This is a genomic window from Streptomyces sp. CNZ301 (assembly GCF_004217425.1).
This window is the reverse complement of the sequence record NZ_SHLG01000001.1, coordinates 2,112,919-2,138,013: the sequence shown is the minus strand read 5'-3', so window position 1 is coordinate 2,138,013 and position 25,095 is coordinate 2,112,919. Positions and strand designations below refer to the sequence as shown.

General features: G+C 71.6%; 21 protein-coding genes and 2 tRNA genes. 6 read left to right on the top strand and 17 right to left on the bottom strand.

Going from position 1 to position 25,095, the window contains the following annotated elements; all coding sequences use genetic code 11:
* Window positions 1-343: 343 nt before the first annotated feature.
* The 8 genes from EV375_RS09200 to ehuB form a co-directional block, all read right to left on the bottom strand.
* Complete coding sequence (locus tag EV375_RS09200; protein WP_130299018.1) at window positions 344-1,486, bottom strand: winged helix DNA-binding domain-containing protein; 1,143 nt, start codon at window positions 1,484-1,486, stop codon at window positions 344-346.
* 261 nt (window positions 1,487-1,747) lie between these two features.
* Window positions 1,748-2,341 carry a lytic polysaccharide monooxygenase gene (locus EV375_RS09195; protein ID WP_130299017.1) on the bottom strand — a complete coding sequence of 198 codons (594 nt, stop codon included), beginning with the start codon at window positions 2,339-2,341 and terminating at the stop codon, window positions 1,748-1,750.
* Between the two features lie 319 nt (window positions 2,342-2,660).
* A tRNA-Lys gene (locus EV375_RS09190) sits at window positions 2,661-2,734 on the bottom strand.
* 65 nt (window positions 2,735-2,799) lie between these two features.
* Window positions 2,800-3,558, bottom strand: coding sequence for an IclR family transcriptional regulator domain-containing protein (locus EV375_RS09185; RefSeq protein WP_130299016.1), 759 nt, complete (start codon window positions 3,556-3,558; stop codon window positions 2,800-2,802).
* Window positions 3,559-3,806: 248 nt separating this feature from the next.
* Window positions 3,807-4,622 (bottom strand): ectoine/hydroxyectoine ABC transporter ATP-binding protein EhuA, encoded by an 816-nt coding sequence (gene ehuA / locus EV375_RS09180; protein ID WP_130299015.1) that lies wholly within the window; start codon window positions 4,620-4,622, stop codon window positions 3,807-3,809.
* Window positions 4,612-5,262 carry an ectoine/hydroxyectoine ABC transporter permease subunit EhuD gene (ehuD, locus tag EV375_RS09175; RefSeq protein WP_130299014.1) on the bottom strand — a complete coding sequence of 217 codons (651 nt, stop codon included), beginning with the start codon at window positions 5,260-5,262 and terminating at the stop codon, window positions 4,612-4,614. The genes ehuA and ehuD overlap by 11 nt, the downstream gene beginning before the upstream one ends.
* Entirely contained in the window at window positions 5,259-6,011 is a 753-nt protein-coding gene (gene ehuC / locus EV375_RS09170; protein WP_130299013.1) for an ectoine/hydroxyectoine ABC transporter permease subunit EhuC, read from the bottom strand. Before ehuC ends, ehuD begins: the two co-directional genes overlap by 4 nt.
* A complete protein-coding gene (gene ehuB / locus EV375_RS09165; RefSeq protein ID WP_130299012.1) occupies window positions 6,008-6,943 on the bottom strand; it encodes an ectoine/hydroxyectoine ABC transporter substrate-binding protein EhuB in 936 nt (311 codons plus the stop codon). Before ehuB ends, ehuC begins: the two co-directional genes overlap by 4 nt.
* A gap of 129 nt (window positions 6,944-7,072) precedes the next feature.
* On the opposite strand from ehuB, the gene EV375_RS09160 reads away from it, so the two are divergent.
* Complete coding sequence (locus EV375_RS09160; protein WP_130299011.1) at window positions 7,073-7,594, top strand: DUF3830 family protein; 522 nt, start codon at window positions 7,073-7,075, stop codon at window positions 7,592-7,594.
* A gap of 4 nt (window positions 7,595-7,598) precedes the next feature.
* Here the strand turns inward: EV375_RS09160 and EV375_RS09155 are convergent, their stop codons facing one another.
* Both EV375_RS09155 and EV375_RS09150 read right to left on the bottom strand, forming a co-directional pair.
* Window positions 7,599-9,011, bottom strand: a complete 1,413-nt coding sequence (locus tag EV375_RS09155) for an amidase (protein ID WP_130299010.1) — start codon at window positions 9,009-9,011, stop codon at window positions 7,599-7,601.
* Between the two features lie 161 nt (window positions 9,012-9,172).
* Window positions 9,173-10,138, bottom strand: a complete 966-nt coding sequence (locus EV375_RS09150; protein ID WP_130299009.1) for a D-2-hydroxyacid dehydrogenase — start codon at window positions 10,136-10,138, stop codon at window positions 9,173-9,175.
* Between the two features lie 217 nt (window positions 10,139-10,355).
* Between EV375_RS09150 and EV375_RS09145 the strand changes: the two genes are divergently transcribed.
* From EV375_RS09145 to EV375_RS09135, 3 genes are all read left to right on the top strand, one after another.
* Complete coding sequence (locus EV375_RS09145) at window positions 10,356-11,333, top strand: aspartate racemase/maleate isomerase family protein (RefSeq protein ID WP_130299008.1); 978 nt, start codon at window positions 10,356-10,358, stop codon at window positions 11,331-11,333.
* Window positions 11,334-11,678: 345 nt separating this feature from the next.
* Window positions 11,679-12,422 (top strand): aspartate racemase/maleate isomerase family protein, encoded by a 744-nt coding sequence (locus EV375_RS09140; RefSeq protein WP_130299007.1) that lies wholly within the window; start codon window positions 11,679-11,681, stop codon window positions 12,420-12,422.
* 197 nt (window positions 12,423-12,619) lie between these two features.
* Window positions 12,620-13,717: an LLM class flavin-dependent oxidoreductase gene (locus tag EV375_RS09135; protein ID WP_130301716.1), complete on the top strand. Its 1,098-nt coding sequence runs from the start codon at window positions 12,620-12,622 to the stop codon at window positions 13,715-13,717.
* A gap of 346 nt (window positions 13,718-14,063) precedes the next feature.
* Here the strand turns inward: EV375_RS09135 and EV375_RS09130 are convergent, their stop codons facing one another.
* Window positions 14,064-15,746 carry a putative bifunctional diguanylate cyclase/phosphodiesterase gene (locus EV375_RS09130; protein WP_486588374.1) on the bottom strand — a complete coding sequence of 561 codons (1,683 nt, stop codon included), beginning with the start codon at window positions 15,744-15,746 and terminating at the stop codon, window positions 14,064-14,066.
* 567 nt (window positions 15,747-16,313) lie between these two features.
* Between EV375_RS09130 and EV375_RS09125 the strand changes: the two genes are divergently transcribed.
* Window positions 16,314-17,534, top strand: coding sequence for a M6 family metalloprotease domain-containing protein (locus EV375_RS09125; RefSeq protein ID WP_130299005.1), 1,221 nt, complete (start codon window positions 16,314-16,316; stop codon window positions 17,532-17,534).
* Window positions 17,535-17,973: 439 nt separating this feature from the next.
* On the opposite strand, the gene EV375_RS09120 is transcribed toward EV375_RS09125, so the two are convergent.
* From EV375_RS09120 to EV375_RS09095, 6 genes are all read right to left on the bottom strand, one after another.
* A tRNA-Lys gene (locus EV375_RS09120) sits at window positions 17,974-18,047 on the bottom strand.
* Window positions 18,038-18,832 (bottom strand): hypothetical protein, encoded by a 795-nt coding sequence (locus EV375_RS09115; protein WP_486588373.1) that lies wholly within the window; start codon window positions 18,830-18,832, stop codon window positions 18,038-18,040. Before EV375_RS09115 ends, EV375_RS09120 begins: the two co-directional genes overlap by 10 nt.
* Window positions 18,833-19,036: 204 nt before the next feature.
* Window positions 19,037-19,399, bottom strand: a complete 363-nt coding sequence (locus EV375_RS09110; RefSeq protein WP_130299004.1) for a hypothetical protein — start codon at window positions 19,397-19,399, stop codon at window positions 19,037-19,039.
* A gap of 133 nt (window positions 19,400-19,532) precedes the next feature.
* Entirely contained in the window at window positions 19,533-20,900 is a 1,368-nt protein-coding gene (locus EV375_RS09105; RefSeq protein ID WP_130301714.1) for an AAA family ATPase, read from the bottom strand.
* Between the two features lie 35 nt (window positions 20,901-20,935).
* Entirely contained in the window at window positions 20,936-22,792 is a 1,857-nt protein-coding gene (locus EV375_RS09100; protein WP_130299003.1) for a hypothetical protein, read from the bottom strand.
* Between the two features lie 49 nt (window positions 22,793-22,841).
* Window positions 22,842-24,131, bottom strand: a complete 1,290-nt coding sequence (locus EV375_RS09095) for a hypothetical protein (protein ID WP_130299002.1) — start codon at window positions 24,129-24,131, stop codon at window positions 22,842-22,844.
* 261 nt (window positions 24,132-24,392) lie between these two features.
* On the opposite strand from EV375_RS09095, the gene EV375_RS09090 reads away from it, so the two are divergent.
* Window positions 24,393-24,989, top strand: a complete 597-nt coding sequence (locus EV375_RS09090; RefSeq protein ID WP_130299001.1) for a histidine phosphatase family protein — start codon at window positions 24,393-24,395, stop codon at window positions 24,987-24,989.
* The last annotated feature ends 106 nt before the right edge of the window (window positions 24,990-25,095 follow it).

Here is a 25,095-nt window from a genome sequence, read left to right as displayed (position 1 = left end):
GCGTCGGCTGCTTCGTGCAGGGACTGCGCGTGGGCGGTGCCCGGTTCCGTGGAGCGGACCGCGGAAGCCGTCCGGGCGGAGCTTCGGGCGCGGCCCGTGGCCTGAGCTTGTGCCCCCTGGCGGCCGCCGTTCGGCTGGGCTTCACGACGGTCGAAGACGTCGGTAGGTTCTCCGACTCAAGGCCCGAACGCAAGGGCGATAAAGGGCAGTTGATCCCGGATGCGGAGTGTTTTCCGGGTTCTCTGTGACGGAGGTGTCACCGAACTGGACACGTTGTGTGTGATCCGTGAGTAGTTCTCGGCCCCCGAGGCCCGTCGGGTGGCCGGCCGGGGCGCCCGGCCGGTCAGCCCGCCGGATCGGCGAAGACGACGGTGAACTCCTCCGTTCCCGGAGCCGCTTCGCCCTCCGCGCCGCCGTGCAGGGTGAAGGCCATCAGGCCCTCGCCTTCGGCGGTCAGCGCCCGCTCCTCCCCGTCCGTCAGCCTGCGGTGGAAGGGCGTGACGGTGAGCGTGACCGCCGACTTCCGCGGCTGTTCCACCTTCCAGGTGCCGCGCACCTCCCCGTCGAGCAGCACGGTCCCCGGGATCTGCCCGTTGCGGCGGGCGATGATCCGGCGGGCGGCGTCGCTGATCACACGGGTGCGGTCAGCGTGGGAGAGGACGAGGTTGTCGTACTCGGCGACGAAGCGCGCAGGCAGCGGAAGATCCGGGTCCGGACGCGGTGCGTCGGGCAGGTCGAACAGCTCCCGTCCGCTCTCGCTGCGGAAGACGCGCAGTTGCGGACGGAGCCGTTCCATGACCTCGCCGAGCCGGGTCAGTCCGGACCAGGTCTGCGCGTCCATGACGGACGCCGGCCCGAAGGCGCCCAGGTAGCGCAGCAGCACGGCATCGATGGACGGATCGGAGGAGACGGGCCGGCCGGCCCAGGACTCGATGGTGGCGTACGTCGGCTGTCCGGAGCGCCCCCACAGCCCGCGGGGCGGGATCTGCACCACGTCGCACAGGTAACGGGCGGCCTGTCCCAGCGCGTTCGGGTCGTGGCCGGGCCACCGCTCGGCGAGCAGCCGGGCCAGGTCGCGGGCCGTCCGCGGCTCCTCCCGCACGAGTTCGAGGCCGGCGGCCGCGACGTCCCACGGGTCCAGGCCCGCCAGCCGCGTGCGGTAGTTGCTGCGCAGGAGGTTCTCGTACAGGACGCGCGTCAGCGGGCGCAGTTGCAGGCAGTCCGCCGCGGTGACCAGATGCACGGTGCCGCGCATGACGCTGACGCGTACCGCGTGCCGTTCGCGCAGCAGAGCGGAGAGCTCCTCGGCGCGGAAGTCCACCAGCCGTGACCAGAGCCCGTAGTAGGGCGGCTTCGGCGCCTGCGACTGCATGCCGACCAGATGCCCGATCGCGTCGAGGGCCGTCATCGCCTCCCGCTCGGCCAGCAGTTGACGCATGAGGTAGGCGCGGCCGAGCGTTCTGGCGGTGAGGGTGGCGGGGTGCATGAGGGGAGTCTCGCGGACGGGACGCGGCCACGCCACGCGGCGGGGCCGTGCTGGCTCGTCGCGCAGACCCGGGCCGGGCGGGCCCGGCGGGGTCCGGTCCGTGCTGCGTGGGCGCGCGGGCCGGACCCCTCCTCGGGGGCCGTCCGGGAATTCGGGTCCCGTGGACCCCCGCAGGTCCTCGGGTCATGCGGTGCTCACGGGGCGTGCGGTGCTCACGGGGCTCGCTGTGCTGCCGCGTCCGCGCCCGCGGACCCGGCGCGGTCAGAACTTCACGTCGGAGCAGGAGTAGAAGGCGTTCGCGGTGTCGGCGATCGTCCACACCCCGAGGATCAGGTGCCGGCCCGACTTGCCCTCCGGGAGCTTGCCCTTCCCGGTCCATTCGGCGGGGGGCTTCTCACCGTTCATGTCCACGGTGAGGAAGGGCTTCGGCTCCAGGTCGGCCCGGGTGAGCTTCTTGCCCGGGTCCCAGCCGTCCTTGGTGACGTAGAATTTGAAGTCCGTCGTCGAATGCATCGCCGTCATGGACCACTTGAAGGTGTGGTCCGCGCCCGCTTTCAGTTCGGTTGCGGGCCAGTCGCCGCCCCGCGGGTCGTCGAGTTCCTTGAAACCCTCGTTGCCGCCCGCACAGATGGAGCCGTCCTCGGGGCCCGCTTCGGGGAAGCCCTTTGGGCCCTCGACGCTCTGTGGCTCGTTCTCGATGGCTCCGCAGCCGGTGACCTTGCCGTCGGCGCAGTTCGCCTGACGGCTGGCGGGATCGGTGCTGAAGCCGTGCCCCTGTGCCGGGCCGCCGGCGAAGAACATGGCGGCACCGCCAAGTCCCAGTCCTACGACGGCTGTTGTGATCTTCTTGCGCATGTCTCTCCAGATGTTCGTGGGGGGTTCGGAGTGCGCACATGACGTTCAACGGTCTAGACCAGACGGTGAATGTAGCGCGGCTGTCCAGTCATGTCCAGACCAATTCTGGGACGGGGGCGGAGGATGATCGCCGACGGCCTTGCGTGACCGGGACGCCGCACCGCCGGGAGGACGGAACGGCGGAAGGGCGAGGGGGCCTGGGCGGAAAGCCGGGACTGGGAGGCGCGGAAACGCCGCAAGAACGCACAGACGCGGGGCCGCGGGGCACGGGAACGACGGAAGCCCCCCGCTCACGCGGAGGGCTTCCGGTCTTGCTCGGTACGCCGTCAGGGACTCGAACCCCGGACCCGCTGATTAAGAGTCAGCTGCTCTAACCAACTGAGCTAACGGCGCCCGTCGGTCCTCGCGGACCGACCAGGGAAATACTACCCCCTTCGAAAGGGTGCTCATGACCATGATCAGATGGCGAGCGACAGCATGACGGGAGCCGCCTTGCTGCTGAGCGTCTCCGCGGCATGGCGCAGCCGGTGCGCGTGCTCCACCGGCAGGGACAGCGCGAGACATCCCACGGACGAGCCGGCGGTGACGGGCACCGCCGCGCACACCGTGCCGACCGCGTACTCCTGAAGATCCAGCACGGGGACGGTCGGGGGCTGCCGGTCCAGCGTGTTCAGCAGGAGCTTCTCGTCCGTGATCGTCCGGGATGTCAGACGTGCGGTCCTGTGCCGGGAGAGGTGATCCTTGCGGCCGTTGTGGTCGAGCTGCCCCAGCAGGCACTTGCCGATGGCCGTCGCGTGCAGAGCCGAACGGAAGTCGACCCATTCGTTCACCGCGGGCGTGGACGGGCTGTCCGCGTACCCGGTGACCTCCAGTTCGCCGTCCTTGTAGCGGCTGAGGTAGACGGCCGCTCCGACGGTGTCGCGCAGATCGGCGAGGGTGCGCCGGAGGCGCTCGTCCAGGGCGCGTTCGCGGTCTCCGCCCGAGCCGAGCAGCACCAGTGATTCACCGACGACGTAGCTGCCGTCGGAGAGCCGTTCCGCGTAGTTCTCCCGGCAGAGCATCGCCAGCAGGTGCGCGAGATGGCCCGGCGGCAGCCCCGTCTCCTGCGAGAGGCCGGCCTCCGTGACGCCGTCGCGGTGCGCGGCGATCGCCTCGAGCACGCGCAGCGCGTACCGCACTGAGTGGAACGGCGCGCTGTGCTCCGGCTTCAGCCCCACGACGGGCCTCCCTGAAGATGTGACCGTTTGCGTCGTGACCGTCGCGTCCGGTCACGTCCGCTTCTCACGATAGCGGCCAACAGGTCGGCCGGAGGGGGCCGTTGCCGCGATTTGGCATATGCGTCCTGGGGGCCCGCAGGCCGTGTACGGTGCCCGCCGTCACGCCCTCCCGGACACGGGGGCACGCGCGCGGGGCCGCACCCGGCGTACCGGGTGCGGCCCCGCACGGGCGCCGTGGGGTCCTGCCGCTACAGGACGGCGCTCAGGAACTCCCTGGTGCGCTCGTGCTCCGGTTCGCTGAAGATCTTCTCCGGAGCACCCGACTCGATGACGCGGCCCTCGTCGAACATCAGCACGTCGTCGGAGATGTCGCGGGCGAAGTTCATCTCGTGCGTGACGCACAGCATGGTGATGTCCGTGGTGTGCGCGATGTCCCGCAGGACGTCCAGCACACCCGCCACCAGCTCCGGGTCGAGCGCCGAGGTGACCTCGTCCAGCAGCAGCACCTGCGGACGCATCGCCAGCGCGCGGGCGATGGCCACGCGCTGTTGCTGGCCGCCGGAGAGCTGGCTCGGGTACTTGTCGATGTGGTCGGTCAGGCCGACGAGTTCGAGCAGTTCGCGGGCGCGCTGCTCCGCCTCGTCGTTGGAGAGCCCGAGCACGTGGACGGGTGCCTCGGTGATGTTCCGCAGCACCTTCATGTTGGGGAAGAGGTTGAACTGCTGGAACACCATGCCGATGTTCTTGCGCACCTCGCGGGAGTGGCGCTCGCTCGCGGGCACCAGCTTCCCGTTCTTCTGCTCGTGGGTGAGGTATTCGCCGGCGACCTTGATCGTGCCCTCCTCCGGCTTCACCAGGGTCATGAGCAGCCGCAGGATCGTGGTCTTGCCCGATCCCGAGGGCCCGATGAGGGTGACGTGCTTGCCGGAGGCGACGTTGAAGCACAGGTTGTCGAGAACGACGTTGCTGCCGAAGCGCTTGGTGACGTCCTTGAACTCGATCAGTTCACTGCCGTCGACGGCAGGGTTCTTGGTTTCCTTCGAAGTGCTGCTCTCAGTGGACAAGGCGACGCTCCAGAGCTCTCATAAGCAGGGATGCCGGGTAGGCGATCAGGATGAAGACGATGCCGATGACCGTGATCGGCTCGGTCGGCTGGAAGGTCTCGGCACTGAACTGACGTGCCTGGCCCAGCATTTCGAGTGCACCGATGGTCGCGATCATCGGTGAGTCCTTCAGCATCGCGATGACGTAGTTGCCCAGCGCGGGCACCACTCGCCGGATCGCCTGCGGGAGGATCACCGCACTCCAGGTGCGGCTGCGCGGCAGGCTGAGAGCCGTGCACGCCTCCCACTGCCCGACGGGCACGCCGTCGATGCCGGCGCGGTACACCTCCGCCGTGTACGTCGAGTAGTGCAGCCCGAGGCCGACCACGCCGGTCACGAGCGCCGAGAAGGTGATGTGCCACTCGGGCAGCACGAAGTAGAGGAAGAACAGCTGCACCAGCAGCGGCGTGTTGCGGATGAACTCCGTGACCGCGGTCACGGGCCAGCTCACGATCTTCAGGCTCGACCGCTGGGCGAGCGCCCAGACCAGACCGAGTGCGAAGGCGATGAGCGATCCCAGCACCAGCGCCTGGAGCGTGAGCAGCACACCGTCCCACAGGCGCGGCATGAAGTCACCGACTGCGGACCAGTCCCAGCTCATGAGGCACCTCCAGCGGTGGGAACGTCACGGGAGGCGTCGGCCTGACGAGGCACCCTGACCTGGCGGCGTACGCCCGGGGACTTCGCGGGCGGGGCCTGGCCGATACCCGCCTTGGCATGGCGTTCCAGTACACGCATGCCACGGGTGAGGACGAAGGCGAGTACGAAGTACATCACCAGGATGATCGTGTAGACGGGCGCGCTCTGCCCCGTCGCGTTGCGCACCAGCGAGGCGCCGAAGGCGATGTCCGCGACCCCCATGATCGATACCAGGGCGGTGCCCTTCAGCAGCTCGATCAGCAGGTTGTTGGCGGGCGGGATCATCTCCGGCCACGCCTGCGGCAGCACGATCTTGGTGAGCCGCTGCCACGGGCTGAAGCTGAGCGCGATGCCGGCCTCCTGCTGCGCGGACGGCACGGCCGCGACCGCGCCGCGCACGATCTCCGATCCGTACGCGCCGTAGGAGAGCCCCAGCGCCAGGACCGCCGCCCACATGGGCACCAGCTGCCAGCCGAAGGCGACCGGCAGCACGAAGAAGATCCAGAACATCAGGACGAGGGCCGACGTACCGCGGAATATTTCCATGTACGCGCCGGAGAGGAACCGCACGAAGCGCAGCCGGTGGGTCCGCGCGACCCCGACCACGAACGCCACGAAGGCGCCGAGCAGGGCGCTGAGGACGGTCAGCTGGACGGTCAGCCAGACGCCCTTCAGCAGCAGCTCCCACAGACCCCAGGTAAGGTCCGTCATTTGCAGCGCTCCTTCGCGGTCTTGGTCGTCATCTCCCGCTCGACGAACCCGAAGGGCTTCATGATGCGGAAGAGCTCACCGCTCTTCTTCATCTTGTGGAGCTCCTCGTTGAAGGCGTCGCGGAGATTGCTCTCGCTCTTGCGGAAGGCGAAGGCGCCGGTGCCCAGGTCGGGCTTGCCGTCCAGGATCGGGACGAAGTCGTCGGTGTACTCGGTCTTTCCGCTCTTGGACTGCCTGACCACGTTGCGGACGGTGATCGCCGTGCCCGCGAAGACGTCGGCGCGGCCGCCCTGCACCTCCAGCAGACCCGCGAGCTGGTCCGGGAGCAGCTTGATCTCGCTCTCCTTGATGCCGGCTTCCTTCGCGTAGTCGATCTCCGCGTAGCCGACGCCGGTGGCGAGCTTGGCTCCCTTCTCTGCGATGTCCTTGTAGTTGTGCAGGTCCTTCGGGTTGCCCTTGCGGACGATGAAGGCGTCCCGCATCTCGTACTCCGGGTCGGCGAAGATCACTTGCTGGCACCGGTCCGGGTTGATGTACATGCCGGCGGCGACCACGTCGAACTGCTGGGAGTTGAGACCCGGGATCAGCGAGTTGAACTCGGTGGGCAGCGGCTGCACGTTGTCGATGCCGAGCCGTCCGAAGATGACCCGTGCGATGGCGGGGGAGGAGCCGGTCAGCTCACCGTTGGTGTCGATGTAGCTGTAGGGCTGTTCACCCGCGATGCCCAGCCGGACCGTGCCCTGGGCCCTCAGTCTCTCCAGCAGATCGCCCCCGTCTCCGGCTTCCGCGCCGGACACACGGCTGCACGCCGTGGTGGTGCCCAGCGTTCCGAGCGCCGCCACCGATGCCGCACCTGCGAGCATCGATCGACGTCCCAGACTTCTGCCGGTTTTCGCGGCATTTCCGGTGTTTTTCCCTCGTGGTGGAGCCATGGGCGCGCAGCTACCCAGGCACCTGGAAGATATGCGGATCGTTTTCAGCCCTTGACCTGCTCGTTGTGGGCTTGACCACTGCGCCACCATTGACACGTACGAATCACCACTGCGCGACGCGGAGGCACGATGGCCGAGCGGTTCATTGAAGTGTCGTTGGACAAGCGGGGAGTGAGCTGCACAGCGAAGCTGCTCGACGACCGCGCCCCGATCACCTGCGAGGCCGTGTGGAACGCGCTGCCCCTCGGCGGCGACGTCTACCACGCGAAGTACGCCCGCAACGAGATCTACGCGCTGATCCCGCCGTTCGCTCCGGAGGAGCCGCCGCTGGAGAACCCGACAATCACGCCCATCCCGGGCGACCTGTGCTATTTCACCTTCACCAACACGCAGTTGAGCACCGCGTCGTACGGCTACGAGGCGGCGGCCGAGCAGCAGGGCGGCCAGGCCGCCCACGCCACCCGGACCACCGTCGTCGACCTCGCGCTCTTCTACGAGCGCAACAATCTGCTCATCAACGGCGACGCCGGCTGGGTGCCCGGCATCGTCTGGGGGGCGGTCGTCGAGGGCCTCGACGCGATGGCCGAGGCCTGCCAGGACCTGTGGCGGGCCGGCGCTCTCGGCGAGACCCTCAACTTCCGCCGGGTCTGACCGCTCAGGCGTTCCCGGCCAGCGCGGGGGCCGGCACATGCGCGGCCCCCGCCTCGTACAGCGCGTGCGAGGCACGCAGCACCAGATCGTCCCGGTGGCGTGCGGCCACGATCTGCACGCCCATCGGCAGTCCCTCCCCGTCCAGCCCGCAGGGCACCGAACCGGCGGGCTGCTGCGTCAGGTTGAAGGGGTAGGTGAACGGCGTCCACTCCGTCCACCGCCGCAGCCCGGACCCCTCGGGCACCTCCAGGCCCGCGCCGAAGGCGGTGCCGGGCATGGTCGGCGTGACCAGCAGGTCGTACGTCTCGTGGAAGACGCCCATCCGCTTGCCGAGTGCCATGCGCACGTCGACGGCGGCAAGGTAGTCGAGGGCACTGCGCGCCGCGCCGTCCTCCGCGACCTCCCGCAGGCCGGGGTCCATCGCCTCGCGCTGCTCGTCGGTGAAGTACTGGGTCACACGTGCGGCGCCCGCGAACCAGAGGGAGTGGAAGGCTTCGAGGGGGTCCTCGAATCCGGGGTCGGTCTCCTCGACGTGGGCGCCCAGCTCCTCCAGCTTCTCGACGGCGCGGCGCACCCCGGCGGCGACGGCCGGGGCGACCTCGACCCGTCCGCCGAAGTCCGGCGAGTACGCGACGCGCATCCCGCGCACCCCGCTCTTGACCGCCTCGCTGAAGCTGTCCCGCGGCGGCGCCAGCTGGGACCAGTCGCGGGCGTCGGGCTGCGAGATCACGTCCATCAGCAGCGCCGCGTCCGCCGCGTCGCGGGTCATCGGACCGACGTGCGCGAGCGTTCCGAAGGCGCTGGCGGGATAGATCGGCACCCTGCCGTAGGTCGGCTTGAGGGCGAAGATCCCGCAGAAGGACGCCGGGATGCGGACCGATCCGCCCGCGTCGGTGCCCAGGGTCAGCGGCCCGGCGCCGAGTGCCACGGCGGCGGAGCCGCCGCCGCTGGAGCCGCCCGCCGTGCGTGAGGTGTCGTACGGGTTCCTGGTGATGCCGTGGCGCGGGCTGTCGGTCACGCCCTTCCAGCCGAACTCGGGCGTGGTGGTCTTGCCGACGAACACCGCTCCGGCTTCGCGCATGCGTGCCACGGACGGTGCGTCCTCCTCCCACGGCCCGTCGGTGGAGGAGGACCAGGAGCCGCGGAGGGTCGGCTTGCCGCGCAGCAGCAGGATGTCCTTCACCGTCACCGGGACGCCGTCGAGCGGGCCGCAGGGCTCGCCGCGGCGCCAGCGCTCCGCCGACTCGTGCGCCTCCGCGAGGGCGTCCTCACCGTCGATCCGGACGAAGGCGTTCACGTGGGGCTGCACCTTCTCGGCCTGTTCGAGCGCGGCGCGTGTCGCCTCGACGGGCGTGAAGTCTCCGTTGCTGTATCCGGCGAGGAGCCGGCCGGCGGTGAGGCTGCTGAGATCCGACATGGGAGCCTTTCGAGTCGAGCGAGTCCGGCCATGGCCGAGGGACGGATGGGGGCGGGGGAGGCCCAAGGGGGAGGACGGGGGGAGGAGCACGGAGGAAGCGTCACCCGGCCCGGTCCCAGGCCCGCGCGGCGGACCGGGACCGGGGCCGGGCCCAGGCGGGCTCAGGTCGAGGGGACGTAACCGAGGTCCTTGTCGACCACGTTCAGCAGGGGCTCCCCGGCCTCCCAGCGGTCGAAGTTGTCGAGGAACTGTTCGGCGAGGTCGTCCCGCCACCCGATCGTGTCACCGCTCATGTGCGGCGAGATCAGCAGCCCCGGCACGTCCCACAGCCCGCTGTCCCGGGGAAGCGGTTCCTCCGCGAAGACGTCGAGGGCGGCCCCGGCGATCCGGTGTCCGGTGAGCGCCTCCACCAGGTCGTCCTCGATCACGTGCTGACCGCGGCCGACGTTGATGAAGTGCGCGTCGGGCTTCATGCGGGCGAAGGCCGACGCGTCGAAGAGGCCCCGCGTGCCCTCCGTCAGCGGTGCGACGCACACGACCCAGTCGGCCCGGCCGAGCAGATCTGCCAGCGCCGCGTTGCCGTGGACGCGTCCGAAGTCGGGGTCGTCGCTCCGCTCGGTGCGGCCGACGAGGTCCACGGAGACGCCCAGCGCCTTCAGTGTCCGGCCGATAGTTCTTCCAATTGGTCCGGACCCGACCACAACGGCCCGGGTTCCGCCGACCCTTTTCGTCTCCCGGTGCTTCCACCGCCGTTGCCGCTGCAATTCCCAGCTGCCCCGGAAATCTTTGGCCATGGCTAGAACCAGCCCCGCCACGTATTCGGCAATGGGTTGGTCGAAGACACCTCTGGCGTTGGTGATCACGGTGTCCGGCGAGGCCGCCAGCTCCGGCAGCAGACGGTCGACTCCGGCGCTCGGCGTGTGCACCCAGCGGGGCCGTCGGCCGGAGCCCGGCCACGCGTGCCGGACCGCGTCGGAGAGGAAGTCCCACACGAGCAGCACGTCGGCTGTCGGCAGCTTCTCCACCAGGCTTTTCTCGTCCGCGTGCTCGACGCGGGCGCGCCCGGCGAGCCGGTCGAGCCGGGGCAATGGATCATCGTCGAGGACAAGGAGGACAGGCTCGGTCATCGGCAGGAAACCACTTCGAAACGAGGGGGCGGTTGACTGGGCGGGACGGCTCAACTCGGCGGCGGGAAGCCCGGGCACATGTGAGGATTGACCACGGTAGGTAGCGCGAACTACCGTCGTCAATGAAGGCATCTGTCCCGGCGTTCTCCGGCTAATGACCGGCTTCATTTTTTCCTTTCTGGCCATAGGCCACCCCTCCGTTCTTTGGGGCTCACCCATGGATGTCTCCTTCCTCGGCGGACCGCGGCCACAGCGCGGTGTCGGCATCGTCGCCCCCTTCGACTTCGCACTCGATCGGGAACTGTGGCGTTGGGTGCCGGACGATGTGTCACTGCACCTGACACGCACCCCTTTTGTGCCGGTCGAGGTGAGCCTCGACCAGGCCCGCCTCGTCAGTGAGCACGAGACGCTGCGCGAAGGCGTCCAGGCCCTGTACGCGGTGGCTCCCGAAGTGGTGGCCTACGCGTGCACATCCGGCAGCTTCGTCGGCGGCGCCGCCGGCGAGCTGTCCATGATCGCGGCAATGGAGGAGGCCGGCGAGGTCCCCTCGCTGACCACTTCCGGCGCGCTGCTCGCCGCGCTCCAGGAGATCGGAGCACGGCGCGTGGCCGTCGTCACCCCGTACACGAAGTCGGTCACCGACTCGCTGGAGGACTTCCTCGGCGAGGCCGGCATCGCCGTCACCGGCCGCAGCTATCTCGGGCTCACCCGGGAGATCTGGCGCGTCCCCTACCGGGACGTCGTGGAGATGGCGCGCGACGCCGTCGCCGGTGACGCCCCGGACGCCCTCTTCATCAGCTGTACCAACCTGCCGACGTACGACGTCATCCCGCAGCTCGAGGCGGAACTGCGCATGCCGGTGCTCTCCGCGAACCAGGTCACGCTCTGGGAGGCGCTGCGCCGCATCGGGAAGGAAGCGGTGGGCCCGTACCAGGCGCTGCTCGACCCGGTGGCACGGCGTGGGCCCGCGGCGATGACTCCCTCGCCGACGCTTCCGGTCAGCAGGGAGGAGCCGGCCGAGCCGGTCACCGAGTCCGTCGAGCCGGTCGCCGAGCCCGCGGTTCTGCCCGTCGAGCCCGAGGCCGCGCTGGCGAGCGCGGGCACCGAGAGCGGCGAACCCCTCGAGGGATACGACCAGGGCTTCGCCTCCGGCTACACGGACGAATGGGGCGGCGGCAACCAGCCGCCGGTGTGACCCCCGGCCGTGTGAGATGAGACACCCCGCCGCCGGGCGGGGTGCACCCCACAAGAGCAGGCGCCGGACAGGGAGTCCGGCGCCGGTCCGTGCCCCGTCCCTTCCGGGCGCGCGTCCCCGTGCGGGCGCGCACACGACAGGACGGGCGCGAGGTGAGCGACACTCGGCAGCATGCTCCCCCGGCCACGGCCGGGAGGCGGCCTCCCCCAGCCACCGCTGGGAGGTGCCCCAGTACATGCAGGACGAAGCAGTCCGTACGCCGGACAAGTCCCCCAGAACCCCCGGGCCGTCCCACGTCACCGGTGCCGGGCACCCGATCATCCAGCGACGCTTCAGGAGGCGTAGATGGCAAACGCGGCAGCACAGTCGCAGGCAGTCGGATTCCTCTACCCCGGCTTCTCGGCCGAGGACGACTACCCGCGGCTCGAGCGAATCCTCTCGGACGCCGGAACCGACGTCCGGCTGCCGCTTGTGCACACCGACATCGGCGAGGACGCGCACCGTGCCGACGCCCTGCTGGAGATGGGCTCGGCGAAGCGTCTCGCCGCGAAGGTCGAAGAGGTGAAGGAGCACGGCATCCAGGCCCTCGTCTGGGCGTGCACCAGCGCCAGCTTCGTCTTCGGCTGGGACGGGGCGCACGGGCAGGTGCGCGAGCTCTCGGCGACCGCCGGTCTGCCCGCCTCCAGCACCTCCTTCGCGTTCGCCCACGCCGTGCGGGCGGTGGGCGCGGAGCGCGTCGCCATCGGCGCGACGTACCCGGAGGACGTCGGCGAGCTCTTCACCGCGTTCCTCAAGGCGGCGGGCACCGAGGTCGTCTCCATGCGCGGCAGCGGCATCATCACCGCCGCGGAGGTCGGCACCTGGGGCAAGGAAGAGGTGCTGGCGCTCGCCCGCGGCGGCGACCACCCGGAGGCGCAGGCCGTGCTGCTCCCCGACACCGCTCTGCACACCGCCGCATGGATCGAGGACATCGAGGACGCGCTGGGCAAGCCCGTCCTCACCGCGAACCAGGTCACCGCCTGGGAGGGCCTGCGGCTGCTGGACCTCTCCGTGCGCTGCCCGGCGCTGGGCACGCTCTTCGCGGCCTGAGGCGCGCGCCGGGCCTGCGCGCACGCGCCGCGGGCCCGGGAAGAGACGCGGGCCCGGGAAGAGACGGGCGCCGCCCGCCGTTGACGACAGCTGGACGTATCACCAGCGAGCGGAGGGCGGCACCCGTGCACGAGGGCAACGCCACAGGCAGCGCGAAAGGCACCGGCAACGGGCCCGGCGCAGGCGGCGGCGACGGCATACGCGGCGAGGGCGACGGCATACGCGGCGAGGCGAGGGGCACCGCCCCCGTACCGCTGTCGGTCCTGGACCTCGTGAACGTCGGCACCGGATTCAGCTCCCGCGACGCCCTGCGGGCCACCGTCGAGACCGCACGTCTCACCGAGCGGCGCGGCTTCACGCGGTACTGGGTCGCCGAGCATCACTCCATGCCCGGCGTCGCCAGCTCCTCGCCGGCCGTGATCCTCTCCCACCTCGCCGCCCGCACCGAACGCATCCGGCTCGGTTCGGGCGGCGTGATGCTGCCCAACCACGCTCCGCTCGTCATCGCCGAGCAGTTCGGCACCCTGGAGGCGCTCGCCCCCGGCCGTATCGACCTCGGCCTCGGACGTGCCCCCGGAACCGACGGTGCGACGGCCGCCGCGCTGCGCCTCCCCCACAGCCCTTCGGGCGTGGGAGGCGCCCCCAGCAATCTGCGCGAGGGTGCGGACGAATTCCCGCAGCAGCTCGCGGAGTTGATCCGCTTCCTCGACGACGGCTTCCCCGACGGGCACCGCTACTCCCGCATCCACGCGGTGCCCGGCCCGGTGCAGGGCGAGGTGGCGCGTCCTCCGGTCTGGCTGCTGGGCTCGTCCGGGTTCAGCGCCGAACTGGCCGGCCGGCTCGGGCTGCCGTTCGCATTCGCGCACCACTTCTCGGCCCGCAACACCCTGCCCGCGCTGGAGCTCTACCGCGAGACCTTCAGCCCTTCGGCAGTGCTGGACGAGCCGTACGCACTCATCGGCGCCGCCGCACTCGCCGCGGACGACGAGGCCGAGGCCCGCCGCCAGGTGCTCACCGGAGCCCTCGCCATGCTTCGGCTGCGCACGGGCAGGCCCGGCCTGGTCCCGTCGCCGCAGGAGGCCGAGGCGTACGAGTTCGGCGCGGCCGAGCGGGACTTCGTCGAGAGCTGGCTGGGCAACGTCACCTACGGCACCCCCGATGCGGTACGCGAGGGGCTCGACGCCCTCGTCAAGCGCACCGGCGCGGACGAGCTGATGCTCACGGCCAACGTCCACACCCCCTCGGCGCGAGTCCGCTCCTACGAACTCATTGCGGACGCCTACGAGTTGCCCTGAGGGGCGGGAGGGGGCGGGCGGCAATCGGCCGCCCGGACGCGGTCCGGCCGCCGGCGGACGGCCGGCCCGCGGCGAGAACGGCGCCGCGGAGCCGGTGGGGGCACGTCCCCCTTCGGATGCTGCTGCTCGGTCTCGTCTTCGACGTCGTCGCCGTGGGCTGCGACAGCGTACGGGGTCTCGTGGCCGCCACCGCCCGGGGCTGGTCGCGCGCACTCCCGGGCGGCTCGCAACGGCCGGCGGAGCGGGCGGCTCACGATGATCGGCCTCGGAGTCACCGTCGCCGCGACGTGACGCGAGGACCACGGACGGCAGAAGTACGGTCGCCGTGCGCGGCCCCGCTCCTCGCTCAGCGCAGCAGCGCCGAGATGCAGTGGGCCGGCATGGGCTTGGCGTAGTGCCAGCCCTGCCCGGTGTCGCAGCCGATGCGGCGGAGCCGGTCCGCCTGCGACGGGTTCTCGACGCACTCGGCGGTCACCGTCAGGCCGAGCTCATGGGCGAGCTGCACCAGCGCGGTGACGATGGTCTCGTCCGCCGGATTGGGGTGCCGGGCCGCCCGGAAGCCCCGTACGAAGCTGCCGTCGAGCTTCAGCGCCCGTACCGGCAGGCGGCTGAGATACGCCAGGTTCGAGTAGCCGGTGCCGAAGTCGTCGATGGCGATGCGGACGCCCATCTCGCTCAGGTCCTGAAGGGCCTGCAAGGGGCGCCCCGCGGAGCCCATCACCGCGGACTCCGTCAGTTCGAGCTGGAGCAGCCCGGATGGCAGTCCGGTCTCCTCCAGCACGCGGCGCACGTCCGCGACGAGGTCGGAGTCCCACACCTGCCGCACGGCCACGTTCACGCTGATGTACGCGGGCGGGCCGGGGTGGCCGAGCATCCACTTCCTCGCCTGGCGGCACGATTCCTCAAGGACCCAGCGGCCCAGCGGTACGACCGCGCCGTTCTCCTCGGCAAGCCCGATGAAACGGTTCGGTCCGAGCTTGCCGAACTGCGGATGCTGCCAGCGCACCAGCGCCTCGACGCCCACGAGCCGGTCGTCGTCGAGGCCCACGATCGGCTGGTAGTCCAGTACGAACTCGCCTCGCTCGACGGCGCCGCGCAGTGCGGACGAGAGTGCCTGACGCGTCATCCGGTGGGCGTTGCGTTCCGGGTCGAAGAGCGTCCAGCGCGCCTTTCCGTCGGCCTTCGCCCAGTACAGCGTCGTGTCGGCGTCCTGCATCAGCTGTGTCGGGTCGGTGCCGTCGGCCTCGCGTTCCACGACGCCGATGCTGGCGGAGACGGTGAGGCGCTGCCCGCGGAGGTCGAAGGGCTGCTGAAGGGCCTTCAGAGTGGCCCCGGCCAGGGCGGTGAGCTGTTCCGTGCCGGTCGAGCCGTCCACGAGCAGCGCGAACTCGTCGCCGCCGAGCCGTGCCGCGAGGTGCCGTTGGCCTCCGTTCTCGGCGCACTGGACGAGCCGCCGGGCCACCGCGTCGAGCAGTTCGTCGCCGACCCGGTGCCCCATCGTGTCGTTGACGGCCTTGAACCCGTCGAGGTCGAGATAGCAGATGCCCACGCGGCCGGTGGCCGTGTCGGCCAGCGCCGTCGCCAGGCGTTCGAAGAAGAGGGTGCGGTTGGGAAGGCGCGTCACGGGGTCGTGCATCTGGAGGTGGCGGAGCCGGTCGCGCAGCTCTCGCTGTTCGGTCACGTCGGCCACCGACAGCAGCGTCTCGCCGTCGTGCGCCGTGGGCAGGAGCGAGATCTCCGCCCAGAAGGTGTGCCCGTCCGTGTTCTTCAGGCGCCGCGTGCAGTTCACGCCGGCCGCCTCGCGGGGGGCGCCGGCTGCCGGTGCGGCGTTGCCGGAGGCGGCGGGGGGAGCGACGGGGTGCGGAAGGGCGGCCACTCCGAGCCCGTCGCGGACCACGTTCCCGTCCAGGCCGAGCGAGGGCAGGTCGGTGATGGACGTGGAGACGAGCGAATCGGGCGCGGTGCCCAGCAGCGTGCCGAGCGCGTCGTTGGCGCTGACCACTCTGCCGTCGCGGTCGACGATGGCCATGGCGAGGCGCGCGGCGTTGAACGCGGCCCGGAAGTCACTCTCCCGCTTCCGGCTCCGCCATTCCGCCCTGGCGTGCCATCCACTCCGGGCGCGGCTACGTTGCGTGATTTTCTGCGGTGAAGTCCCGGTGCTTTCGCCGGAGTTCCTGCCCGGTCCTTCGCTGGGTCCGTTCACCAATCGCTCCCGCCGGGGGGCTCGTCGCGTGCGGACCGGCCGGGCGGTCGGGCCCGGGATGCCGTGTGGCGATCCGCGCTGGAAATGTGCCGATCATAGAGGTTCGGGCGTGAGCGGAGCCAGCAACCACGGCGTCCCACAGGGGCGTTGGTGCGCGTGGGACGTAAGTGTGAACGCGAGGGTGACCGTTCCGGCAGGCGTGCGGGAACGGGGTTGTCCGCGTAAGGCAGCGCATCACACACAGTAGCCATATTGCCGCTCACGCGCATGGTCTAACGGAACAGGACTTAACGGGCATTCCGGGCAACGGTTGAAGGGTCCTTGCTCCCGTCCCAGTGAGGTCCACACGTGGCGCGTTCGACCAGGCACGGCTTCCGGAGACCTTCCTCCGTGATGCGCGGATGGCGCCGCGCCGCAGCGGTCCTCGTCGCGCTGACCGCCTTCATCGGAATGGGTCTCTTCGCCGGGCCGATCAGCGCCGTCGCCGTCGCCGCCCCGTGCGCCCTGCCGCGGACCGATGCCCACCACTCCCTGGGTGTGGACAGCTGGGACCCGGCCTATCCGCGTCCGCGGCATCGCATAGACGCCGCCATGATCTTTTTGTCGTTCCCCGACTCCCGGCCGCAGACCACACCACGGGAGCTTGCCGCCGACCACTTCCCGGCGACGTCCGACTTCTACAGACGCGCCTCCTACGGAAAGTTCCGGCTCCACACCACATTCGGCAAGCGCTGGATCCGGATGCCCTCCAGTTCCAGCTCGTACGGGATAAAGCGCGACTGGAACGAGCGGCAGCGCACCGCCTACCTGAGGGACGCCGTGGCCGCGGCGGATCCCAGCGTCGACTTCGGCCGGTACGACCTGGTCTACCTCGTGGCCGACCCGGACGCGCGGGGCGTCGACTCGGACGCGACGAAGGTCGTGAACTTCGACAACCCCATCGAGGCCGACGGCACCGAGCTGCGCCGCCTCGTCACGGTCTTCGAGCAGAGCCCGCCGGACCGGCACGTCCTCGCACACGAGACCGGCCACGCCTTCGACCTGCCGGACCTCTACCAGCGTCCCTCCTCCGGGCTCGCCGACTGGGACACGTACGTCGGGGACTGGGACCTCATGGGCAGCCAGTTCGGGCTCGCACCGGATCTCTTCGCCTGGGAGAAGTGGAAGCTCGGCTGGCTCACCCGGCGCAACGTCAGCTGCGTACCGTCCTCAGCCGGAGCCTCCACGCACACCCTGCGCTCCCTCGGCGCGAACCCGCTGGGCAGCCGGGGGGACCGGAGGCTGGCCGTCGTACGCACGGGCCGGTACGAGGCGCTGGCGATAGAGGCCCGCGACTCCGAGGGCAACGACAGGGGGCTGTGCGCGGAGGGCGTGCTGCTGTACTGGGTGCGCAGCGACCGCGCGTCGACCTACGGACCGGTGAAGGTCGTGGACGGGCACCCGGGCACCCATGGCTGCTCCGACGGCTCGGTCTATCCGTCTCTCGCGGACGCCCCGCTGGGCGAGGGCGAGGGCTACAAGACCGACCACGGCGGCGGGGTGCGCGTGGAGGTCACCGGACGGACGGCGGACGGCGGCTGGCGGGTGAAGGTGACGCGCAAGGACGTCGCGTAGCGGGGACGTGGCGGGGGAGGGGCCCCGGCGGGCTCTCAAGGTGGGAAGCGCCCGGCGGGCGCGGCGGCCCGCCTGGGGGCCCGCGTCGCGCCGAGGGTCTTCCCTCTCGGTGTGGGGGCCCTTGCTGTCGGTGCGCCTGACGGAGCCCGCGATCACCCGTGAACCTCGAGGGGTGCGGGTGGCGGAGCCCCCGCCTCGCGAGGCGGAGCCGGGCAGAGCAACGAGGGCGCCGGCCGCCTGGGGGCCCGCGTCGCGCCGAAGGTCTTCCCTCTCGGCGTGAGAGGCCCTTGCTGTCGGTGCGCCTGACGGAGCCCTCGATCACCCGTGAACCTCGAGGGGTGCGGGTGGCGGAGCCCCCGCCTCGCGAGGCGGAGCCGAGCAAAACAACGAGGGCGACCCGGTTCGCGCTTTCCGCGGACACAGCTCGCCCTCGCAGTCGTGCGCCGCCAGGGACTCGAACCCCGGACCCGCTGATTAAGAGTCAGCTGCTCTAACCAACTGAGCTAGCGGCGCCTGGTGACGTCGTAGACCTTAGCATCACGGTCCGCTGTTCCGGAAATCGGTTGTTCGGCACTCCCGGGCCCCCGACCTGCACGTACTGAGGTCTGGGGACGCGCGCCGGTGCGGTCGCGGCGGGGCCGGACGCAGGCGCGCAGCAGGACTTCCGGGCCGGGCAGCCAGGGGCGTCGGACGTCCGGCGCCACCAGCCAGCGGGACGAGCCGGACTTCCGAGCCAGAACATCCGGGGATGTGTTTTCCCCGTGCCGTCCGAGCCGGTGTTCGCAGTGCAGGGCGGGGACGGTCACGGAGTCGCCGGGGCCGAGGCAGAGCAGCGAAGGGAACGTTTCCGCAGGCACCCCATCAGCCGGCCGGTGGCACGCCTTCCACTCTCCCCAGCTGAGCAGAGCCGGCAGCCGCTGAGCCGTGCCCGGAGCGGCGAAGAGGAGAACGCGGCCACGGTGGACGGCCACGGGTCCGCTCCCGGGGCCGCTGGACCACAGGCGCTCCAGGATCAGCCGACCGGTCAGCGGTGCCGCGCTCACGACGTCGAAGGCCGTGCCGCACGGGAGGACGCTGGGGGAGCCGGGACGGTGCCGCCACAGCGCGTGGACGCTGGCGGGGAGCGTGCAGGCGGAGGCGAGCCAGTCGGCACCGGCCGCCGTGACGCAGGAGGCGCCCGGCGTGGCGGCGCAGGTCGTGCGGTGCGGTGCCGCCTGCGAAGCGAGCTCGAAGATGTCGGGGATGCCGACGGGGTGGGGGTGCGGGGTCTTGGTGGTTCCCCGCGGCCAGTCATTCATGAAGAACAGATGTACCGGACACGGGGTTCCGTTGTGCACTTCGGACAGAAAACCGGACAAGCGGGGGTGGAGGGGCGTATCGTGCACGCGCTGCATATGCCCGATGACTTGGCGCAGTCGCAGCCATTGGGATGCAAGCAGATTTCAGGCCGTCCTCACGCGGTCGCGCGGGCGCCGGGAAATCCGCCGCGCAGGGGCCGCGTACTACTGCGGCCCGCGGTCCTCCAGGAGCTCCCGGCCGAACTCGATCATCTTCCGCGCGTAGTCCTCCGACCACTCGCCGCGTTCCGCGACGGCGGCGTCGGAGAGGCGGTCGAAGCGCTTGGGGTCGGCGAGCTGCGCCGCCGCCATCGCCTGGAACTCCACGGCGCGGTCGGCCGCGGCACGGAAGGCCAGTGCCAGCTCGGTCGACCGCTCCAGCAGCTCACGGGGGTCCGTGATCGTGTCCAGGTCGAAGAACTGCTCGGAGTCCTCCTTGTTGTCCGAGGGCTCGAAGAGCAGGGGCGCGGGCCGGCGGAAGCGCGGAGCGCCGCCGCGCGGGTCCGGAGCCGAATGCGGCTCGGGCATGTGCCTACCTCCATGTGTCGTGGCCTCGGCCATTGTCCCGCTTCGGCCGCTCGCTGTGCAGGTCGGCGGCCGCACGGCTCTGGAGCATGCCGTCGCCGCACGGGCTCGGGCGCACGCGCGGCGCGTCACGGGCTCACTCACGCCAGGGCACCGTGTGCGCCGACAGGTGGGCGAGCACGGCGTGGTTGGCCTCCCAGCCGTCTGGAAACTTCACCGACACCCCGAGCTGGACGGGCTCCGTGCCGGGATGGTCGTCGAGCAGTTCCGGGACGCCCGCACGGCAGACGACGACGCACGCGTGCCGGTGCCGCGAGGTCAGCACGCACAGCCGCCCCGTCTCCAGATGGAAGGCCGTCGCGTCGGGGCGGCCCGAGAGGGGATGGAGCACCACCGTCACGTCGAACTCCCGGCCTTGAAGCCGGTTCGCCGTGTCGACGGTGACGTCTTCGACGTGCAGGTCCGCGGAGAGCGCGAGCCCGGCCAGCGCGGAACGCACAGCCGCGGCCTGGTCGCGGTGCGCCGTGCCGACGGCGATGCGGCCGGCGCTGAGCGGGACCGGCCCGGACGAGCGTTCGTCGCAGGTGCTGCCGCCGCGTGCGAGCAGGCGGCCGACGACGTGGGCGACGGCGGCCACCGCCTCCGGGTCCGTCCGCGGCGTCATCCGCGCGGGCAGCTCCAGCAGACCCCAGCCGGACCCGGCCGCCTCGTCGATCACCCTGTCCGCCGCGCAGTCGCCGGGAGGGGCCTCGAAGACCAGGCGCCTGTCCCCGGGACCGCTGCCGCTGCGGAAGGGCGTGTACGGGTAGAAGGCGCCCGAGACCAGCGGCGCCGCCGAGGCGGGCAGCCGCCACGAGACGGGCAGACGGTGCTGCGGCAGCTCCGGATTGTGGGACAGCAGAGTGGTCACGGCGCTGGCCGACGGGTCGTGGGTGAGGCCCGCCCACTGCTCGGCGCCGACCTGGCTGAACGGGTCGAGCTGCCCCGGATCGCCGACGAAGAGTGCCCTCTCGAAGAGCCCGGCCACGGCCAGCAGCGCGTCGGAGCGCATCTGGTACGCCTCGTCCACGATCGCGTGGGCCCATGGCTCTTGGCCCTCGCCCCGCTTCACCCAGGCCCACTTGGCGGCGGTCGACAGGACGACGGGCAGCGAGGAGAGATCGCCGATCTTCGCGGAGGTGACGAGGTTCGGATGCTCGTCCAGCGCGGGATCGTACGGGCGGGCATCGCTGCTGTGCAGCCGTCCCAGGGGGAGTTCCGGGTCGGCGGCGGCCAGCCGGCCGGTGAGGTCGTCGACCTGGGCGTTGGTCTGTGCGATCACGATCAACGGCCGCCCTGCCGCGGCGAGTTCGCGCGCGGCACGGACGACGAGCGTCGACTTGCCCGCGCCGGGAGGAGAGTCCACGACGACGCCGCGGTGGGAGCCGTGCAGGGTGTCGTGGAGGATCGCCGCGGTGGCGAGGGACGCGGCGTCGCCGGGCGGCCTCTCACCGGAAGGCGTCATGTCCGTGGTGAGGCCGTGCGGCCGAGGCGGCGCGGTCAAAGCAGGTCCTCACTGGTGACGGGGTCGGGTTCGGGGGCGGGGCCGGACCGCCGCGGCTGCGGGACGGACCCGCCTGCTGGTGCTGCCGATGCGGTGCCGCCCGCAGGCCCCGCCGAGACGGCCTCGGCGGGCGGCCCGCCGTGCGTCCACGGTGTCTCCTCCGCCTCCGGCAGGTCCGGGCCGCCGCGCGGCGCGTGCTCGAAGAGCGTCCAGCACAGCCGCTCGCCCCTCTCCGGCACGGTGCCGGGAGCGGGTTCCTTGCCACGTCCCATCCCTCCGGTCAGCCGCAGCGTCACCAGGCCCGGCTCGTGCTCGTCATGACGTACGAACTCGGCGCTCTGCCGGGCGCCTTCGTCCATCACACGGTGCGCCTTGACGCCCTCGCCCAGATGCGGACGGTCAAGCGTGCGCAGCGTGACAAGGGGACGGGGCATGGCCCGCTTGCCCTCCGAGTACGCCATCTCCACCGCGACGACCTCGCCCGCGAACGCCTCGCCCGCGAACCGCCGTTCGGCCATGACGAGAGGGTCGTCGAGAGCCTCCTGCGCCTCCAGCCGGGCCTGTTCGCGTTCGCGCTGTGCGAGCTTGGCGGCGGCGGTCACGGCGTCGTCGCGCCGCGGCTGCGGCGGTTCCCCGCCGCGCACGCGGTCGCGGTGCGCGGTGTAGGACCAGCGGTCGCGCTTGAAGCGCTCCGGCACGTGCTCGCCCTCCGGGAGCGACCGCAGCAGATCGATGCCGCGCCACACGGCTTCCCAGGCGGGGCGCAGCTGGGAGGCGATCAGCTCGCGTACCTCGTCCTCGGCACCGGGGACGCCCGCGTCGAAGCGGTCGATCGCGGGCGACAGAAGTCTGTTGTCGAAGGCGGGATCGGTGGCCGGCCCGGCGGGTGGGCACAGCAACTGGCCCGACGCGTCCCGCTGCACCTCGGCGCGGAGTGCCGCTTCGCCGCCGCTCAGACCGTCCGGCGGGTCGATCCACGCAAGCAGCGCACCCAGGTGCTGGTCCTCCAGTGCGCTCTGGCCGGTGGCCCAGTGCCGCGCCAGCAGCTCGGTCATGGACAGCAGCAGCGAGGAGCCGGGCACGCGGGCGCGTTCGCCGTACAGGGTCAGCCAGCGGCCGAGCAGCGGCACGCGCGGGGGCACGAAGTACCGGGCCTCGTCCCGGGGTTGGGCCCCCTCCTGGACCGGGGCCCCGTCCTGGAGCGGGGCCCCGTCCTGGAGCGGGGCGCGGTCCCGGCCCGGAGCTTCGGCTTGGTCCCGGGCCTCAGCCTGCTCCCGGGTCTTCTCCCGTTCCTGTTCCTGTTCCGTTTCCGGCTCCCGGGCCTGCTTCCGGGGCTGAGGGGGCCCTTCGCGCCGGGACACCGGCTGGAGGCCCGGGTGCCCCTGCCCTGCTTCCGGGTCCTCTTCGGCGGTGCGCCGGAAGCGCATGGAGCGGCCGAGCAGCCGTACGAAGTCGGCGCCGGGGCCGTTCGGGACGATCAACTGCGGTGCGTCCGCGCACAGTTCGACCTGGACCGGCACCTTCTTGCCGGTCTCCGGGTCGGTCTCCTTGCGCTCCTCCCACTCGATGTCGTCCTGCGCCGCCTCCAGATGCGGCAGCACGACGGCGGCGAGACCTGCCAGGAAGGCGAAGCGCAGATCCCGGTCCCGGGGCTGCGGCACGACCAGCAGTTCGGGGGCCTCACGGTCGGTGCCGACCATGGCCCCGAGCGGCGCCCCGGCCTCGCCCGCAGTGGTCAACGGGACGAAGACCAGGGGCTGTTCAGCCAGATGCCGGTGGCGCACGGTCGCACGGGGCTGTGCCCGTCCGGCAGCTGCGGCCTCCATGCGGGCGAGCGCCGACATCAACGACACGGTGACTCCCCGCAGTCGGGCCGCCCGGTGACGGGGGCGGATGCGGCTGTCAGCACGGTGCGCCTCCCAGCGCCTCGGCGCGCAGCCTCGCCGCCCGGCGCAGCGCCGCCGCCGCGGGCTCTTCCGCTCCCGGACCGCCGGCCGCCCCGGAGCCGGGACCGCTCAGGGACCCCGCGCCGGCTCGGGTCCCCGCGCCGCCTCGGGACTCCGCGCCGCCTCGGGACTCCGCGCCGCGCAACTCGGCTCTCCCGCCTCCGCAGGACTCGGCCCCCGGGCCCCCGGACGGCAGTTCGCCGGCCGCCGCCAGTACCGAGTCGATCGTCGTGAAGCCGCCCAGCTCACCCCGCACCGACCGGCCCAGCGACTCCACAGCGCCGGCTGCCCGCGCGCGGTCGCGGCAGTGGAAGGCCAGCTCGCACATGGAGAGACATTCGGGAGCGTAGGCCGCGGGGACCGACTCGACGGCGGCGGTCAGCTCGGGCGCGGGCCGGGAAGGGTCGAAGACCGTGTCCGCGGGAAGAGCCGCGGCGATCTCCTCGAGCCTTGTGAGACGGGTGAGTTGGCGCCGCGTGGTGGCGACCTGCTTGCGGATGTCGACGCCGTGCGCCGTGGGGAGGTTGGAGAAGTCCTTCGGGCACACCAGCAGGGCGTTCTCGCGCACCGACCCCGCCACGCCGGGCTCATCGAGGGCGAGGGCGTATACCGCGGCCTGGCGGGCAGCGGCTCCGACCTTCGCCGCGTCCGCCGAACCGTCCAGGATCGGGAACGACTTGATCTCGACCACGGTGCGGCCGCCGTCCGGGTGGACGGCGATCGCGTCCGGCTCCAGGTAGGCGGTCGAACCGGCGACCTCCAGCGCCAGCATCGGATGGAAGAGCAGGGCCCACCCGCCTTCCACGGCGTCGGCCGGCCCGCCGGTCTCCTCGGCCCGCGGCCGCTCAAGTGCCAGGCGGGTACGGGCGGTACGGCCCGCCGGGCCGTCCGCGGACAGGTCCGGGAGGGCGACCGTGCCCGGCTCGGGCGGCGTCTCACCGGTACTGGCGCACAGCAGCCGGATCAGCTCGGCGCCGCCGTCCGACTTCACCTTCGCCTCGAAGGAATTGCCGCGGGCGAAGGCGAACTGGGACTGGCCGAAGGGCGCGGGCGCCCCCAACGTGCGGGCCACGGCGGCCTTGTCGACGCCCGCACCGTCCAGCAGGGCGCGCCGCCGGCAGCCGGGATTCGCGGCGAGGGCGGCCAGGGCGCGGGCGTCCAGCGGCCGTGGCGGGACGTCGGGGCCGCCGCGCAGCTCGGCGAGCCGCCGTCGCAGCGCGCCGGCGCTGCCGTCTGGGTGGGTCATCGGCGTGGCCTCGCGGAAGACTGCATTACCCGCCGAAGTGTGGCATCCGCGACCGACAAGCGCCGCACCGGTGCCCGCGCGCCTGTCACCTCCTGCGGCGACCTTACGGGCGAACATGGGGCGGGAACGGCGGAGATGGCCGAGTGCGGGCAGGTGGCAGGTGGCAGGTGGCAGGTGGCAGCAGACAGACAGCTGCCGGACGGTTGCCGCCGTGCGCGCACGCGGTCATGGTCTGCCCCTCCGAAGGCGGAAGAGGTTTTCATGGCAGCGCGCATCCTGCTCGTACGGCACGGCCGGACCGAGTGGTCCACGACCGGACGGCACACCAGCCGCACCGACGTCCCGCTGCTCGATTCGGGCCGCCGCGACGCCCGGCTCCTGGGCGAACGGCTCGGCAGCGAGCCGTGGAACGGGCTTTCCGGCGCCGAGGTGCGCACCAGCCCGCTCTCCCGCGCCCGCGAGACGTGCGACATCGCGGGCTTCGGCGAGCGTGCCACCGAGTGGGACGCCCTGCGGGAGTGGGACTACGGCGCGTACGAAGGCCTCACGACGGAGCAGATCCGCGAGGAGACGGGCAGCGACTGGTACGTCTGGCGTGACGGCGCCGCCGGCGGCGAGACGATGCGCGAGGTGGCCGCACGCGCCGACGGGGTCGTGGAGTGGGCACGGTCGGCCGACCGCGACGTGCTGGTCTTCGGGCACGGCCACATCCTGCGTGTTCTGGGGGCGCGCTGGCTGGGGCAGGAGGTGCCTTTCGGTGCGTGTCTCTCCCTTTCCCCGGCTTCCTTGTCGGTGCTCGGCTGGGCGTACGGGAAGCCGGCCGTCAGCCGCTGGAACGACACCGGGCATCTGGACTGAGGTTCGGCCGGCCCGTGTTGCGGAATACGCGTGTCATGTGAAGCACGTGTCATGTGAAGCACGTGTCATGTGGGGCACGCGTCATGTGGAGCACGCGTGCGGGCCC

What these genes read in the sequence shown, in the direction of transcription:
- EV375_RS09200 (WP_130299018.1), bottom strand. Translation starts at nt 1,486, where the DNA reads ATGCACCCCGCCACCCTCACCGCCAGAACGCTCGGCCGCGCCTACCTC.
- EV375_RS09195 (WP_130299017.1), bottom strand. Translation starts at nt 2,341, where the DNA reads ATGCGCAAGAAGATCACAACAGCCGTCGTAGGACTGGGACTTGGCGGT.
- ehuD (WP_130299014.1), bottom strand. Translation starts at nt 5,262, where the DNA reads ATGAGCTGGGACTGGTCCGCAGTCGGTGACTTCATGCCGCGCCTGTGG.
- ehuC (WP_130299013.1), bottom strand. Translation starts at nt 6,011, where the DNA reads ATGACGGACCTTACCTGGGGTCTGTGGGAGCTGCTGCTGAAGGGCGTC.
- ehuB (WP_130299012.1), bottom strand. Translation starts at nt 6,943, where the DNA reads ATGGCTCCACCACGAGGGAAAAACACCGGAAATGCCGCGAAAACCGGC.
- EV375_RS09160 (WP_130299011.1), top strand. Translation starts at nt 7,073, where the DNA reads ATGGCCGAGCGGTTCATTGAAGTGTCGTTGGACAAGCGGGGAGTGAGC.
- EV375_RS09155 (WP_130299010.1), bottom strand. Translation starts at nt 9,011, where the DNA reads ATGTCGGATCTCAGCAGCCTCACCGCCGGCCGGCTCCTCGCCGGATAC.
- EV375_RS09150 (WP_130299009.1), bottom strand. Translation starts at nt 10,138, where the DNA reads ATGACCGAGCCTGTCCTCCTTGTCCTCGACGATGATCCATTGCCCCGG.
- EV375_RS09145 (WP_130299008.1), top strand. Translation starts at nt 10,356, where the DNA reads ATGGATGTCTCCTTCCTCGGCGGACCGCGGCCACAGCGCGGTGTCGGC.
- EV375_RS09140 (WP_130299007.1), top strand. Translation starts at nt 11,679, where the DNA reads ATGGCAAACGCGGCAGCACAGTCGCAGGCAGTCGGATTCCTCTACCCC.
- EV375_RS09130 (WP_486588374.1), bottom strand. Translation starts at nt 15,746, where the DNA reads ATGGCCATCGTCGACCGCGACGGCAGAGTGGTCAGCGCCAACGACGCG.
- EV375_RS09125 (WP_130299005.1), top strand. Translation starts at nt 16,314, where the DNA reads ATGCGCGGATGGCGCCGCGCCGCAGCGGTCCTCGTCGCGCTGACCGCC.
- EV375_RS09115 (WP_486588373.1), bottom strand. Translation starts at nt 18,832, where the DNA reads ATGAATGACTGGCCGCGGGGAACCACCAAGACCCCGCACCCCCACCCC.
- EV375_RS09110 (WP_130299004.1), bottom strand. Translation starts at nt 19,399, where the DNA reads ATGCCCGAGCCGCATTCGGCTCCGGACCCGCGCGGCGGCGCTCCGCGC.
- EV375_RS09105 (WP_130301714.1), bottom strand. Translation starts at nt 20,900, where the DNA reads ATGACGCCTTCCGGTGAGAGGCCGCCCGGCGACGCCGCGTCCCTCGCC.
- EV375_RS09095 (WP_130299002.1), bottom strand. Translation starts at nt 24,131, where the DNA reads ATGACCCACCCAGACGGCAGCGCCGGCGCGCTGCGACGGCGGCTCGCC.
- EV375_RS09090 (WP_130299001.1), top strand. Translation starts at nt 24,393, where the DNA reads ATGGCAGCGCGCATCCTGCTCGTACGGCACGGCCGGACCGAGTGGTCC.